The organism is Bacillus sp. ABA4_010, from assembly GCF_056159105.1.
This window is the reverse complement of the sequence record NZ_JBSWUN010000001.1, coordinates 13,005-28,262: the sequence shown is the minus strand read 5'-3', so window position 1 is coordinate 28,262 and position 15,258 is coordinate 13,005. Positions and strand designations below refer to the sequence as shown.

The 15,258-nt window shown below is 39.3% G+C and carries 14 protein-coding genes; all 14 read left to right on the top strand.

The window, feature by feature from the left end; translation table 11 throughout:
- Nucleotides 1–52 precede the first annotated feature (52 nt).
- The 14 genes from opp1B (at nucleotide 53) to uvsE (ending at nucleotide 15,145) form a co-directional block, all read left to right on the top strand.
- Nucleotides 53–985 carry a nickel/cobalt ABC transporter permease gene (gene opp1B / locus ACXAEO_RS00215; RefSeq protein WP_474876688.1) on the top strand — a complete coding sequence of 311 codons (933 nt, stop codon included), beginning with the start codon at nucleotides 53–55 and terminating at the stop codon, nucleotides 983–985.
- A gap of 1 nt (nucleotide 986) precedes the next feature.
- Nucleotides 987–1,883, top strand: coding sequence for a staphylopine uptake ABC transporter permease subunit CntC (gene cntC / locus ACXAEO_RS00210; RefSeq protein ID WP_474876685.1), 897 nt, complete (start codon nucleotides 987–989; stop codon nucleotides 1,881–1,883).
- 3 nt (nucleotides 1,884–1,886) lie between these two features.
- Nucleotides 1,887–2,714 carry a staphylopine uptake ABC transporter ATP-binding protein CntD gene (cntD, locus tag ACXAEO_RS00205; protein ID WP_474876870.1) on the top strand — a complete coding sequence of 276 codons (828 nt, stop codon included), beginning with the start codon at nucleotides 1,887–1,889 and terminating at the stop codon, nucleotides 2,712–2,714.
- Entirely contained in the window at nucleotides 2,698–3,444 is a 747-nt protein-coding gene (locus ACXAEO_RS00200; protein WP_474876683.1) for an ABC transporter ATP-binding protein, read from the top strand. Before cntD ends, ACXAEO_RS00200 begins: the two co-directional genes overlap by 17 nt.
- Nucleotides 3,445–3,492: 48 nt before the next feature.
- Complete coding sequence (gene cntE / locus ACXAEO_RS00195; protein WP_474876680.1) at nucleotides 3,493–4,671, top strand: staphylopine family metallophore export MFS transporter CntE; 1,179 nt, start codon at nucleotides 3,493–3,495, stop codon at nucleotides 4,669–4,671.
- Between the two features lie 265 nt (nucleotides 4,672–4,936).
- A complete protein-coding gene (locus tag ACXAEO_RS00190) occupies nucleotides 4,937–5,479 on the top strand; it encodes a helix-turn-helix domain-containing protein (RefSeq protein ID WP_474876868.1) in 543 nt (180 codons plus the stop codon).
- Nucleotides 5,480–5,517: 38 nt separating this feature from the next.
- A complete protein-coding gene (locus tag ACXAEO_RS00185) occupies nucleotides 5,518–6,624 on the top strand; it encodes an ABC transporter ATP-binding protein (protein ID WP_474876678.1) in 1,107 nt (368 codons plus the stop codon).
- Entirely contained in the window at nucleotides 6,614–7,414 is an 801-nt protein-coding gene (locus tag ACXAEO_RS00180; RefSeq protein ID WP_474876675.1) for an ABC transporter permease, read from the top strand. Before ACXAEO_RS00185 ends, ACXAEO_RS00180 begins: the two co-directional genes overlap by 11 nt.
- Nucleotide 7,415: 1 nt before the next feature.
- Nucleotides 7,416–8,219, top strand: a complete 804-nt coding sequence (locus ACXAEO_RS00175) for an ABC transporter permease (RefSeq protein WP_474876673.1) — start codon at nucleotides 7,416–7,418, stop codon at nucleotides 8,217–8,219.
- The gene (locus ACXAEO_RS00170) at nucleotides 8,216–9,289 is read left to right on the top strand and encodes an ABC transporter substrate-binding protein (protein WP_474876671.1); all 1,074 of its coding nucleotides are present in this window, start codon (nucleotides 8,216–8,218) and stop codon (nucleotides 9,287–9,289) included. Before ACXAEO_RS00175 ends, ACXAEO_RS00170 begins: the two co-directional genes overlap by 4 nt.
- A gap of 304 nt (nucleotides 9,290–9,593) precedes the next feature.
- The gene (locus tag ACXAEO_RS00165; protein ID WP_474876669.1) at nucleotides 9,594–10,661 is read left to right on the top strand and encodes a D-alanine--D-alanine ligase; all 1,068 of its coding nucleotides are present in this window, start codon (nucleotides 9,594–9,596) and stop codon (nucleotides 10,659–10,661) included.
- 173 nt (nucleotides 10,662–10,834) lie between these two features.
- The gene (locus ACXAEO_RS00160) at nucleotides 10,835–12,205 is read left to right on the top strand and encodes a UDP-N-acetylmuramoyl-tripeptide--D-alanyl-D-alanine ligase (protein ID WP_474876667.1); all 1,371 of its coding nucleotides are present in this window, start codon (nucleotides 10,835–10,837) and stop codon (nucleotides 12,203–12,205) included.
- 374 nt (nucleotides 12,206–12,579) lie between these two features.
- Complete coding sequence (gene cshA, locus ACXAEO_RS00155; RefSeq protein WP_474876665.1) at nucleotides 12,580–14,070, top strand: degradosome RNA helicase CshA; 1,491 nt, start codon at nucleotides 12,580–12,582, stop codon at nucleotides 14,068–14,070.
- 109 nt (nucleotides 14,071–14,179) lie between these two features.
- On the top strand, nucleotides 14,180–15,145 hold the full coding sequence (gene uvsE / locus ACXAEO_RS00150) for a UV DNA damage repair endonuclease UvsE (RefSeq protein ID WP_474876662.1): 966 nt from the start codon (nucleotides 14,180–14,182) through the stop codon (nucleotides 15,143–15,145).
- Nucleotides 15,146–15,258: the final 113 nt, after the last annotated feature.

Here is a 15,258-nt window from a genome sequence, read left to right as displayed (position 1 = left end):
GAGAAAACATAAATATTTAAAGTCTTGATACTTTAATGAAAGGAGAATATCTATGGGAAGCTACATCATTAGGAGAATACTAATTGCTGTGCCTTTACTTTTAACCATTTCGTTTTTGACCTTTATGTTAATTAATCTTTCTCCTTTAGATCCAGCTGAGGTGGTATTACAAGCTCAAGGTGTCCCAGAGATAACAGAAGATTTATTAGAACAAACAAAAGAGCAGCTTGGGATGGATAAGCCGTTTATTTTACAATATTTTGACTGGCTTTATGCTACATTGCAATTGGATTTTGGAGATTCCTATATTAATGGGAAGCCAGTGTGGTCGTTAATAGGTCCGGCATTTTTGAATACATTCAAGTTAACGTTCGTTTCATCGGTTTCAATTATCTTGATGTCAATAGTATTAGGTGTAATTTGTGCGTTAAATGAAGGGAAAATATTGGATAAATCAGTGAGAGGATTTTCGTTTTTCTTAACCGCAATGCCGTCATACTGGTTGGCGTCTATTATGATTTGGTACATATCGGTTAAATTAGATTTATTACCAACAAGTGGTATGGAATCGTATAAAAGTTATTTTTTACCAGTTATTGTCATTACGATTAGTTATGCTGGTATATATTTTAGAAATGTTAGAACATCTATGTTAAACAATTTACATGAGGATTACGTTTTATATGGAAGGGCATCTGGGTTATCAGAACTAAAGATCACTAAGCATATACTAAGAAATTCATTGCAGGTCGCCATTTCTATATTTGGTATGTGCATACCTATCATATTGGGAAGTACAGTTGTTATAGAAAATGTTTTTGCATGGCCAGGTTTAGGGACTCTAAGTGTTAAAGCTATTCTAAGCCGAGACTTTCCTGTTATACAAGCCTACGTTCTTATAGTAGCAGCAGCCTTTGTGTTGTTTAATACTATCTCCGATATTATAAACGCTGCGATGAATCCTAAGTTAAGGAATGATTTTTAAAATGAGAATATTGAAAAAATTAAGTGAAGATAAAATAGCTACGATATCTTTATTGATCATTGTTGTCACAGTTATTGTTGGTATTTTCGCGCCATTATTTGCCCCATCTGCCCCTAATGAAGTCAATATGAGTCTTCGATATGCTTCACCTTCGTGGGAATACTTACTAGGTAATGATCATCTAGGGAGATGCATTTTATCAAGAATCATCTACGGAATTCGACCAAGTGTATTATGGGTATTAGTGGTTCTGTTCATCTCGGTTTTAATTGGTGCTATCTTAGGTTTTCTAGCTGGCTATTTTAGAGGGAAAGTGGATGCCATCATCATGAGAATGTGTGACACGATGCTATCTTTTCCAGGATACGTGATGGCGCTAGCAATTATTGGAGTTTTAGGTGTGGGTCTTGAAAATATTTTGATTGCATTTGCTTTGATTAAATGGGCATGGTTCGCTCGAGTTATCAGAACTTCTGTCATGCAGTATGCTGAATTAGATTATGTGAAGTTCTCCAAAGCATCAGGTAGTAGTGACATAAAAATAATTTGTAAGCACATTGTTCCAGTTACCTTTTCTGATATCGCAGTAATTTCTAGTGGCTCTATTGGATCGATGATTTTGCAAATTTCAGGGTTTTCATTTTTGGGCTTAGGAATTCAGGCCCCAAATGCTGAATGGGGGATGATGTTAAATGAAGCAAGGGATGTTATGTTTACGAGACCAGAGTTAATGTTAGCTCCCGGTTTAGCCATTGTTATTGTCGTATCAGCATTCAATTTTTTATCTGATTCCCTCCAAGTTGTTCTAGACCCTAAACTAGTGAGCTCAAAAAACAAGTATAAAGATAATTTCCCCCTTTCGAAAATAAAGGTTCAAGAAAAAGAGGTGGCTAATTAGATGATGAATATATTAGAAGTCAAAAATTTAAAGGTGTGGGATATCAATTCAGGAGAAGAAATTATTCACGACAGTTCATTTCATGTGAAGGCAGGGAACTGCCTTGCGATTGTGGGGGAAAGTGGAAGTGGGAAGTCAGTTACTTGTAGAGCGATTATGAGATTAAACAGGTCCACTCTTCCCCAATCAGGAGATATATTCTTTAAAGGAGAAAATATTAGCCAACTTTCTGCAAAAGAAATGAGAAAGAAGAGGGGAAAAAACCTCTGCATGATTTTACAAAATGGGATGAGTGCATTTGATCCCTCTTGTGTGGTTGGTGTTCATTTACGAGAAACACTTGCTGAACACTTCAATTGGACGAGAAATGAAATAGAACTAAGAATGACAAGTGCGATGGAAAGTGTCATGTTGAAAGACCCGACAGAAATTATGAACAAATATCCTCATCAGTTATCAGGGGGGATGCTGCAACGAGTTATGATTGCATTGTCCATTGTCTTAGAGCCGGATATTATTATTGCGGATGAACCGACTACAGCACTTGATACCATCTCACAATATGAAGTAGTTGACCAATTTATTAAATTGCGAGAAAGAATGGGATGTTCAATGATCTTTATTTCCCATGATTTGGGTGTTGTGAGAAAGATTTCAGATGATGTCCTAGTTATGAAAGATGGGAAAATTATAGAACGAGGGAAAACCGAAGCCATTTTCTCAGAGGCGCAACACGAGTACACAAAGTACTTAGTATCCACTAGATTGGCGCTGAGTGAAAATTTTAAGAAAGTAATGGGGGAGGGTCTACTAGTTGCTGAAGGTCGATAGTGTTGGGAAAACCTATAAAAAAGGTGGATTGTTTTCTTCAGAGAGGCAGACCGTTTTAAAGAGTGTTAGTTTTGAATGTAAAAATGGAGAATGTCTTGGTATTATCGGAGAAAGTGGAAGTGGAAAATCGACGTTAGGACGTTTGCTATTAGGGATTGAGAAGCCGGATTGTGGAAGGGTTTTATTGGATGGAAAAAATGTAGAAGATAGAAAAGTAAGACTAGGTAACATTAGTGCTGTTTTTCAAGATTATAAATCTTCCATTAATCCCTTCTATACTGTTGAGGATGCAATCTTGGAATCAATGAAAATTCAGAACAAGAGTCGAGGAGAAAATAAAGACAAGGTTGTAAAACTGTTAAATCAAGTTGGATTACCCGCTTCTTATCGAAATAAATATCCTCATGAGTTATCAGGGGGAGAGGTTCAAAGAGTCTGTATTGCAAGAGCCATTTCAACTGAAGCAAAATGTATCATATTAGATGAAGCAATCAGTTCATTAGATATATCTGTTCAAACGCAAATTCTTGATTTACTTAAAGAATTAAAGAAAATCTACAACATGAGTTACATTTTTATCACGCATGACATACAGGCTGCTAGCTATATTTGCGACAGAATCATTATTTTTAGGGATGGACAAATTGAAGAGATAGTTGGAATTGAACAATTAAAGGATGTGCAGTCTGTTTATGCAAGAAAATTATTACAGTCGTTGATCACTTTTTAACCGGATGCTTAAAATAACAGAATTTGTACATATATGGAGGAAATAACTGTGAGTGGAGCTATGTCCTGGCCTTTTCTACGTTTGTATCTGTTAGTACTTCTTTATTTTAGTGCCAACGCTATACTGAATGTGATTATCCCACTACAAGGGGGAGCGTTGGGAGCGACGAATACAACAATAGGTTTGATTATGGGGGCCTATTTGTTTACAACCATGTTTTTTAGACCATGGGCAGGTCATGTCATTCAAAAGCATGGACCGATAAAAGTGTTACGCCTTATTCTTATTATCAATGGTTTTGCATTAATTTTATATACGGTAACTGGACTAGGTGGCTACCTAGTTGCTCGTATGTTACAAGGGGTATCAACAGCTTTCTTTTCAATGGCCTTACAGATTGGCATTATTGATGCACTGCCAGAGAAAGACCGTTCTCAGGGAATTTCACTTTATTCCTTATTTTCTTATATACCAGGTATTATTGGACCTTTACTGGCATTAGGCATCTGGCCAGGGAGAATGGAATACTTTGCAATTGTAATGATAGCAATTGCCATATTTACTTGTGTGGTTGGCTATAGTACAAAAATGGATAATGCTGAGGTTCCCCCTTTTACCAAAAATGCTGAGCAGGGTGTAAATATGTTTCATTCATTTGGCCAGTTAGTAAAAAATCCACATTTATTCAAATGTAGTGTACTGATGTTAGTTGGTTCGATTGTATTTGGAGCAATTACTGTTTTTATCCCTCTTTATGCAGAGCAGATGAAAAGTGGAAATGCTGGAATTTACTTGATGCTTATGGCGGCAACTGTTGTCATCTCTCGATTTGCGTTAAGAAAACAAATCCCTTCTGATGGCAAATGGCACTCAAACTTTATGATAGGGACAATGCTTCTTTTAGCACTGGGAGTACAATGTGTGAGCTATTCTATAGATGGTGGGGCAGTATTTTTCTATGTGGGTGCTATTTTAATAGGAGTAGCTCAGGCGTTTCTCTACCCAACATTAACAACGTATTTAAGTTTTGTCCTACCTAAGGTGAATCGTAATGTGCTACTCGGGTTATTTATCGCCACGGCTGATTTAGGTGTATCACTTGGTGGTGTCATAATGGGTCCGATAGCTGACATATTCTCATACTCAACTATGTATCAGATATGTGTAATTTTAGCTATAGTGATGAGTCTCTTTTCCTATGAACGGCGCAAGATATTTATCGGATAAATCAATTTTTAAGTGTAGGTATATAAAACAAAGAATGCTCAGTGATATGAGTTTTTTGAAAAGAGAATCCACCTTTAAAATAAATTCATGAGAAACAATCCCTTTAGATAACCCTTATCTAAAGGGATTTTTTTACTTTTTGAATTGAACTTACCAAAAAATGATGTATAATAATCTACGGTTTAAAAATAAACTTTTTGTTTTGTTTGAGTAAACTTTATTGATTGAAAGTTTACTTATTTTAAACATGATTGAGGGTCACATGATGCAAATTGGGAAGAAAATTAAAAATTTACGTGTAAAAAAGGGATTAACACAGGAAGAGTTGGGTGAGCGCACTGATTTAAGCAAAGGTTACATTTCGCAGCTTGAACGCAATTTAAGCTCACCATCTCTTGAGACATTTTTCAGTCTTTTAGAAGTATTAGGATGTACGCCGAGGGAGTTCTTTAATGAGGAAGAGCGGGAACAAAAAGTGGTGTACAGAGAAGAGGATCACACGAGTTTTGTCGATGAAGAGCGAGGCTATCATATTCAATGGCTTGTTCCGGAATCCAATGAGAAAGAAATGGAACCAATCAAGCTTCTTTTAGAGACGAAAGGTGAATTCAAGCAATTTGAGCCTTCGCTGTCTGAAACGTTTGCTTATGTATTAAAAGGAAAAATCCAAATTAAACTTGGACGGCATACTTACTATGCTAAAGCTGGAGAAGCTATTTACTTCCACGCGTCAGATGAGCATCAAATTATCAATGATGCAGATGGGCAATCTGAGCTACTTCTTGTAGTGACAGATTCTTATTTATAGGTACAGTAAATTATGTTAGCAAGAAAGGGGAGGTCATAATGACAGATAACACAATTATTCGGTTTGAACATGTTACGAAACAGTATGATGATCATTCGACAGTATTGAATGATGTGAGTTTCGAAATTGAACGAGGGAAATTTTATACACTGCTCGGTCCTTCAGGGTGTGGAAAAACAACCATTCTTCGTTTAATTGCAGGATTTACGGAGCCATCCAAGGGACACATTTACTTTAACGGAAAAGTTATTAACGATGTGCCGGCTAATAAGCGTCAGGTCAATACGGTATTTCAAGATTATGCTCTATTCCCGCACTTAAATGTGTTTGAAAATGTGGCTTTTGGTTTGCGCATTCGAAAGATGAAAGAAGCGGATATTCAATCGAAAGTTAAAGAGGCGCTTCGTTTTGTTAACTTGGAAGGATATGAGGCAAGAGAAATTAAAGAGATGTCTGGGGGACAGCGACAGCGTGTGGCTATTGCAAGAGCCATTGTCAATGAGCCGGAAGTAATCTTGCTGGACGAGCCGCTTTCTGCGCTTGATTTGAAATTGCGTACGGAAATGCAATATGAATTGCGTGAACTGCAAATGCGCCTTGGCATTACCTTTATTTTCGTGACCCATGACCAAGAGGAAGCACTCGCTATGTCAGATGAGATTTTTGTCTTAAATGAAGGGCAAATTCAGCAAAGTGGAACCCCGACAGACATTTATGATGAACCGATTAATCGGTTTGTGGCAGACTTTATTGGAGAATCCAACATTGTTCCTGGAAAAATGATTAAAGATTTTTTAGTGGAGTTTGGTGGAAAAGAGTTTGAATGTGTCGATCGAGGATTGAACGTGAATGAAAGTGTCGAAATTGTTATCCGTCCGGAAGATTTAGAAATTACAACAAGTGACCAAGGAAAGCTGCAAGTTCGGGTTGATTCTCAGTTATTCCGAGGTGTGCACTACGAGATTTGCTGCTACGATGAGTTGGGGAACGAATGGCTTGTGCATTCTACAAAGAAAGCGGTAGTAGGAGAGCAGATTGGCTTGTATTTTGAGCCGGAAGCGATTCATGTTATGCGCTTTGGAGAAACAGAAGAAGAGTTTGATAAGCGACTTGAAGGATATGGCGGGGCGACTCATGTTGAGTAGAACACGTCATTTGTACTTGATTCCTTATGTTTTATGGCTTGGGATGTTTGTCATCGTCCCTATCCTGCTTGTGTTGTATTACTCCTTTTTTAATATAGAAGGACAATGGACGGTGGAGAACTACCAAAAGTTTTTAACGCCCGTTTATTTACAAATGACGTTGAGTTCGTTTTGGTACGCCTTTTTAATTACCCTTTTTTCATTGCTAGTAGCTTATCCAGCTGCGTATTTGCTGACCAAAACGAAGCATAAACAGCTTTGGTTGCTGTTCATTATTTTGCCATCGTGGATTAATTTATTGTTAAAGGCGTATGCGTTTCTTGGTATCTTTGGGACGTATGGGGCGGCCAATGCTTTTTTAGAAGCGATTGGGTTTGGGACGAAACAAATTTTATTTACGGATTTCAGTTTTATTTTCGTATCGGTCTATATCTTTATTCCATTTATGATTTTACCGATTTTCAACTCTTTAGATAAATTAAATGCCTCGTTTATTGATGCGGCAAGGGATTTGGGCGCTTCGCCGTGGACAACATTTTACCGTGTTGTATTTCCGTTGACATTAGACGGTGTCAAATCGGGAATTCAAGCGGTCTTTATTCCTGCCTTATCGTTGTTTATGATTACAAGGTTAATTGCCGGGAATCGCGTGATTACGCTTGGTACAGCGATTGAACAGCATTTCCTTGTGACGCAGGATTGGGGAATGGGTTCTGCCATCGCCGTATTCCTTATTATTGTTATGGCCGTTATTATGATCATAACAGGCAATCGGAAGCGAGGTGTGTAATGTGAAGAAGATATCGAAACTTTCCACGATCTATTTAGCCATTGTCTTTTTCATCCTTTATGCGCCGATTTTCTACTTAATGTACTATTCATTTAATAGCGGTGGAACGATGTATGGGTTTGAAGGATTTACCTTGGAGTGGTACAAAGAGTTATTTCAAGACACTCGTTTATTAATTATCGTGTTGAACACCCTTGTCATTGCCCTTTTATCGGCGGTGATCTCGACGGTTATCGGGGTGCTTGGAGCTCTCGCCATTGTGTATGCAAAGAAACAAACATTTAAGAGTACCCTTTTAGCCTTAAATAATGTGTTGATTGTTAGTCCGGACGTCATTATCGGTGCGTCTTTTCTTATTTTGTTTACTATGGCCGGAATTAAACTTGGTTTTACCTCTGTACTTCTTTCACACATTGCGTTTAGTGTTCCAATTGTAGTCATTATGGTGCTTCCAAAACTTCAAGAGATGAGCCCTACATTAATTGATGCCGCGCTCGATCTCGGAGCGAGCAGATGGGATGTGTTATCGAAAGTAACGCTTCCGTATATTACACCTGGTATTTTTGCTGGTTTTTTTATGGCGCTTACGTATTCTCTCGATGATTTTGCTGTGACCTTCTTTGTGACGGGGAATGGCTTTACGACATTGTCGGTTGAAATTTATTCTTTAGCGAGACAAGGAATTTCACTTACGATTAATGCCTTGTCTACGATTATTTTCTTGTTTACGATGCTGCTCGTTCTCGGTTACTACTTTATTGCGCAGCGTAATAGCAGGGCAAACGGAACAGGAGGGGAAAAATGAAACAGCTGACTCGTGCATTTATTATCATTCTTGCCGTTTCCTTCGCCTTGCTGTATCTTATTTCCCAACTTAATGCCGCGCAAGGATATTCAAAAGGCAACACGCTGACGATTTATAACTGGGGAGATTACATTGATCCTGAGTTAATTGAGAAATTTGAAGAAGAAACTGGCATTAAAGTAATCTATCAAACATTTGATTCCAATGAAGCGATGATGACAAAAATCGAGCAAGGGGGAACGACTTTTGATATTGCGGTTCCTTCAGAATATGCCATTAGCAAAATGAAAGATGAAAAACTGCTCATTCCATTAGATCATTCGCAACTGCCGAATTTGAAATACATTCATCCACGTTTTTTAAATTTGTCCTTCGATGAGGGGAACGAATATTCCATCCCGTATTTTTGGGGAACAGTCGGAATTGTATATAACCCAGATATGTTAGAAGGCAAAACCATTCGCAGTTGGAATGACTTATGGGATGTGGAATTACGCAACCAAATCCTACTAGTCGATGGGGCCCGTGAAGTAATGGGGATGGGGCTCAATAGCTTATCCTACTCGTTAAATGATACGAATCAAGAGCATTTACTGGAAGCGAAACAGAAATTAGACACTCTTACGCCTAATATTAAGGCGATTGTAGGAGACGAAATTAAAATGCTTCTAGCGAATGAAGAAGCGGCGGTTGGAATTGTTTGGTCCGGCGATGCGGCAGAAATTATGTGGGACAATGAAAAGTTGGATTATGTCGTTCCAGAAGAAGGTTCTAACCTTTGGTTCGATAACATGGTGATTCCAAAAACGGCTAAAAATGTAGAGGGAGCCCACATGTTTATTAATTTCATGCTCGATCCACTCAATGCGGCCCAAAATGCAGAATATGTAGGCTATTCGACTCCGAATGAGAAAGCCCTTGAATATATGCCTCCTGAAATTACTGAAGATGAGCGATTCTATCCAGATGAGGCGTTAACGGAAAAGTTAGAGGTATATGAAAATCTTGGGAAAAAGATGTTAGCCTACTATAATGAATTGTTTCTTGAGTTTAAAATGCACAAGAAGTAACAACTCACTCATGGCTATTTAGAGAGAAGTGGTCTCCTTCATTTTTGAGGAGAAAGTCTCTTGTGGAAATAGGATAAAACGGTCCTGTTCAGCCTTTTATGCGCTGGACAGGATTTTTTGTTTATAGCGGTGATGAAGTCAAACCCAATAGCAAAATTTCGCTTTATGAATCCCCTATTTTGCTTTACAATGTTGCTTATGTATTTTCTGTACACATTGTTTGAAGGAAGAACGAATCTTTTTCGTAAACATATGATGGAAATGATAAAATAGAAAAGATGAAGAACTATGAGGAGGATCACTCGTGAAGATCAAACTTGGACTATTATATGGTGGGAAATCTGCTGAACATAAAGTATCGATGCAAACAGCCCTTTCGGTTATTCGAGCACTCGATCAAGAGAAATATGACATACATCCAATATATATTACAGAAACTGGTGAATGGATTTCCGGAGAACCGTTGTCAGGCCCTGTGGAACATGTTGCCGAGCTTCAGTTGAGTCGTAAAGAAGAAACTTCACCGACATCTTTAAGCGGTACAGCAGCAAACCTCCAGGAAAGTGTAGATGTGGTATTTCCTCTGCTTCATGGTCCGAACGGTGAAGATGGAACGGTTCAGGGTATGCTTGAGTTGCTAAACATTCCTTATGTCGGGAATGGCGTTTTAGCTTCTGCGGCGGGAATGGATAAAGTCATTATGAAAAATTTATATGCGCAGGCAGGATTGCCTCAAGTGAATTATACATGGCTCATTCGAAGTGAATGGGAGCAAAATAAAGAGCAAGCCTATACAGAGGTAGAAGAAAAGCTAGGTTACCCTTGCTTTGTTAAGCCGGCTAACTTAGGGTCAAGTGTAGGCATCAGCAAATGTAAAGATCGCGAAGAGCTCGCTGCGGCATTTACGGAAGCGTTCGCTTTTGATCGTAAAATCATTATTGAAGAAGGCGTGACAGCCCGCGAGGTCGAAATCGGGGTGTTAGGAAATGACGAACCGCGTTGCTCTGTGGTAGGAGAGATTGCGCCAAAGAAAGAATTTTATGATTATAAAGCAAAATATGAAGACGGCGATACGGCGTTAATTATTCCTGCAGAGATTGATGATTCCACTTATGAGCAGATGAAGGAAATGGCGATTCGTGCGTTTAAAGCCATTGATGGTGCGGGGTTGGTGCGCGCTGACTTTTTCTTGACTCAAGAAGGAAAGCTGTTAATTAACGAAGTAAATACAATGCCAGGCTTCACCCCTTACAGCATGTTCCCTCTTTTATGGAAGCATGCGGGAGTAGCTTATCCAGAACTGATTGAACAGCTTGTGAATTTAGCTATTGAACGTCATGAAGAAAAACAAAAAATTCGTTACACGATGTAATAATAGAGGATGAAGAAATAGACAGGTTCAACCTGTGTGTTCATCTTGTGGAAAAGACCCGTCATCAGAATCCGGTAACGTTGCGGTTTTCTTGGCGGGTTCTTTCTGTAACGAACGGTGTTGAACAATTACGGTGTGATACTACATATCCGTTGAAAGGAGCCGAGTGAAAAATGATTACACGTACAATAAAAGAAGTACAAAACATGATTCCTCAAAGTACACTGCAAGGTAACGGTGAGCTTGTAATCAAGGGGGTATCGATTGATACAAGAACGATTGAAGAGGGAAGTTTATTTGTCGCTATTAAAGGGGAAAAGTTTAATGGGCACGAATTTGTGCAGCAAGCGGTCAACAGCGGGGCTGCGGCCGTTCTGTGGAACCGAAATGAACCGAACGTACCAAGCGATATTCCAGTCATCCTTGTTGAAGACACGCTGACAGCCCTTCAACAGCTGGCGAAGGAATATTGTAAACAAGTAGGGGCCAAAATTGTCGGGGTCACGGGAAGCAACGGGAAAACGACGACAAAAGATATGATTCATGCGGTCTTGTCCACGACGTACCGTGTGTTAAAAACAGAAGGAAATTTCAATAATCATCTTGGGATGCCGCTAACGATGCTCCGCTTACAGGAAGATACGGAAATTGCGATCTTAGAAATGGGAATGAGCGGCAGAGGAGAAATTGAGTTACTTTCTCAATTGGCCATGCCGGATGTAGCGGTTATAACGAATATCGGTGAAGCACATTTGCAAGATTTGGGCAGCCGGGATGAGATTTCTAAAGCGAAACTGGAAATCGTGAGTGGTTTAAAAAAGGAAGGGGTATTGATTTACAATGGGGATGAGCCGCTTCTAACGTCGAAGTTAACTCACTCTGCTTTTAATACTGTTACTTTTGGTAACAGCGAGGCCGCGGACTATTATCCATTATCAAGTGAACAACAGCGCCAAAGTACGCTTTTTACCATTTCACAAGCTCCGGATGTAGCCTATGAAATTCCGGTTCTCGGCATGCATAATGTCCAAAATGCATTAGCTGCTATTGCGGTCGGAGCCTATTTTAATCTGTCTTTTCCGGTGATGGCAGATGGATTAAAATCATTAAAATTAACGACGATGCGAATGGAATTAATTCCGTCTTCCACTGGTTTTGATATTATTAATGATGCGTACAATGCGAGTCCAACGTCCACGAAGGCGGCCATTTCGCTGCTCGAAGAGTTGACGGGGTATGATCGAAAGTTCATCGTTCTTGGTGATATGCTGGAACTTGGCGACCAGGAAAAAGACTTCCATTATGAAGTAGGACAAATGATCAATCGAGAGAAAATTGATTATGTATTCACATATGGGGAATTAGGTCGAGAAATTGCCCGTGGAGCTCAACAATTGTTTGGCAGCAAGCATGTTCGACATTTTGACGAGAAAGAACGGCTCATTGCGGAGTTATCGTCCCTGCTTCAACAAGGAGATGTTGTTTTGATTAAAGCATCTAGAGGGATGAAGCTTGAAGAAGTGGCGGAATCTTTGAAGAAGTAAGCGGAAATAAAGCGTGCATGACCTCGCATGAAAAAACGTACATTTGCCAGATTAATCGTCTGCGAAAAGGTAGATACTAAACAAGGAAGAATGTTGATCCTGTATTACCGGGCAGTAACCCCTAACGGATGGAAGTTTCCTTTATGTGACCAAGAAAATTTCTTTGTACTGAAAAGATGGATATTGCATATAAGAGGCGGAAATGTTATTATAGAGTTTAATGTGTGTTATTTACTGCCCAACACGCTTAGTTTTAATGGTTCAGGGCATTTTCCGCTAGTGTGGAGAATGTCCTTTTTTATAATTTTAGAACAGGAAGTTTTTGTTATATACTAGGAATGATAAATAGATGAAACTAGAAGGAGTTTGGAAAATTGGCATTATTTAAAGACTTAGGAATCAGTGAACAGTTGAGAAAATCGATTAATGAAATGGGATTTGAAGAGGCAACTCCGATTCAATCTCAAACAATTCCACTTGCGCTTCAAGGAGAAGACGTAATTGGGCAAGCACAAACTGGAACGGGAAAGACAGCTGCTTTTGGAATTCCATTAACGGAAAAAATTGATACGACACAAGATCGTATTCAAGGGATTGTTATCGCTCCGACACGTGAGCTTGCAATTCAAGTATCAGAAGAGTTGTACAAAATTGGACGCACAAAGCGTACACGTGTATTAGCTATCTACGGAGGCCAAGACATCGGTCGTCAAATTCGTTCATTAAAGAAACAACCGCATATTATTGTTGGTACACCAGGACGTTTACTTGACCACATCAACCGTAAAACAATGCGTTTGAATGATGTAAACACGGTTGTATTGGATGAAGCAGATGAAATGTTAAACATGGGCTTTATCGAAGATATTGAAAAAATCTTAGAAAATGTACCAGAAGATCACCAAACATTACTTTTCTCTGCAACAATGCCAGGTCCAATCCAACGTATTGCAGAGCGCTTCATGAGCGAACCGAAAATCGTAAAAGTGAAAGCGAAAGAAGTAACAGTACCAAACATTCAACAATATTACTTAGAGACGCAAGAGAAGAAGAAGTTTGATGTGTTAACTCGTTTGTTAGACATTCAATCTCCAGAATTAGCGATTGTATTCGGAAGAACGAAACGCCGAGTAGATGAGCTTTCTGAAGCGTTGACGGTAAGAGGCTACGCTGCACAAGGAATCCACGGTGACTTAACGCAAGCGAAACGTATGTCTGTTCTTCGTCAATTTAAAGAAGGAAGCATCGATGTACTTGTAGCAACAGATGTTGCGGCGCGTGGATTAGATATCTCTGGTGTAACACATGTTTACAACTTTGATGTTCCACAAGATCCAGAAAGCTATGTACACCGTATTGGACGTACAGGACGCGCTGGTAAAACGGGTGTAGCAATGACATTCGTAACGCCAAGAGAAATGGGTCAGCTTAAAAACATCGAAAACACAACGAAGCGTAAAATGGATCGCATGAAAGCGCCAAGTTTAGATGAAGCGTTAGAAGGCCAACAACGCCTTGCGATGGAGAAGTTGACAAATATTCTTCAGTCACAAAACTTGTCATTCTACCGCCAAGCAGCAGAAGAATTGCTTGAAGAGCATGATTCTTTATCCATCGTGTCTGCAGCAATTAAGTTGTTAACGAAAGAGCCAGATACAACGCCTATTCAATTGACAGCAGAATCGCCAGTTGTTGGCAAGCGTGATAGAGGCGGTTCTCGTGGAAGAGATAACCGTAGAGGTGGACGCGACCGTGATGGACGTGGTGGCCGTGATCGTGATGGCAATAATGCTTCATTCCGTAAAAAAGGTCCACGCAGCAACGGCGTAAACGTAAAACGTAAGCCGCAAGCGAAAAGCAAATAATATTACATGAGCTGTTATCTCTTTATGGGGTAACAGCTTTTTTCGTGCTGTTTTTATTTACGTGAGTTTGGGGCATGCTAGAAATAATTCAACTAGCGGGGTGGCTCAATTGACCATTGTCAGATTAGGCTATGTAGCCATGAGTGTTCACTTACAAAATAGTTCCCCTTCCCAAACGATGACCTTTGCGCAATTTAGCAAGCTGAAAAATAGGGAAGCGGCAATAAGGAAATTGGAGAGAATTGCAATATCCAATTTGGAAAATTGTTTGCGCCTTCTTAAACATAATGTGGGGAATGACATTCACTTTTTTCGTTTCAGCTCTCGTTTGATCCCTCTTGCCAATCATGAAGAGCTAGCAGGGTGGGATTACTTGAGTCCGTTAAAAGGTATCTTTCAGGAAATTAAAGCTTATTTAGAGGAGCATCCTATGAGGGTGGATTTTCACCCTGATCATTTTGTGTTATTAAACTCCACAGATGTTGAAATTTTAAAACGTTCCATTAAAACGTTGCAACTTCACGCTGCTCTTTTAAAAGGGATGGGAATTCCTCTTTCCGAGCGTTGCGTCATGCATGTGGGCGGAGCTTATGAAGATAAAGAGAAAGCTTTGGAGCAATTTATTCATAACTGGGGATTTGTTCCTTCTGCGATTCAACGCATGATTATGCTCGAAAATGACGATACGACGTTCAATATTCAAGATACCCTTTATTTATGTGAGAAACTCAATATTCCTCTTGTATTCGATTTGCATCATCATCTTGCTAATCATGATGGCATCAGCTGGGAGGAGAATTGGGAACGAATCACTAGAACGTGGAACGCATCAGAACTTCCGATTAAAATGCATATTTCTAGTCCGAGGGATGAACGTGACTTCCGTGCGCATGCCGATTATGTGGATGTAACGATGTTTATGGAATTTTTATCGAAAGTAAAAGGGAGTATTCCTAAAATAGATTGCATGATTGAAGCGAAGAAAAAAGATGATGCGTTGTTTCAATTGAGCAAGGAGTTAGCGACTTATCCAGAAATTGAATTGATCGATCAATCTAGCTTTCGTATACGTTAGCAAAAGCCTCTTTGTTAGAGGCTGTTTTCGTGACTGTTGATAAGGAATAACCGAAACAGAAGGCAAGAAAAGGTCGAAATTGGTACAATACGAATAATGGGTTTTGAAAGGAA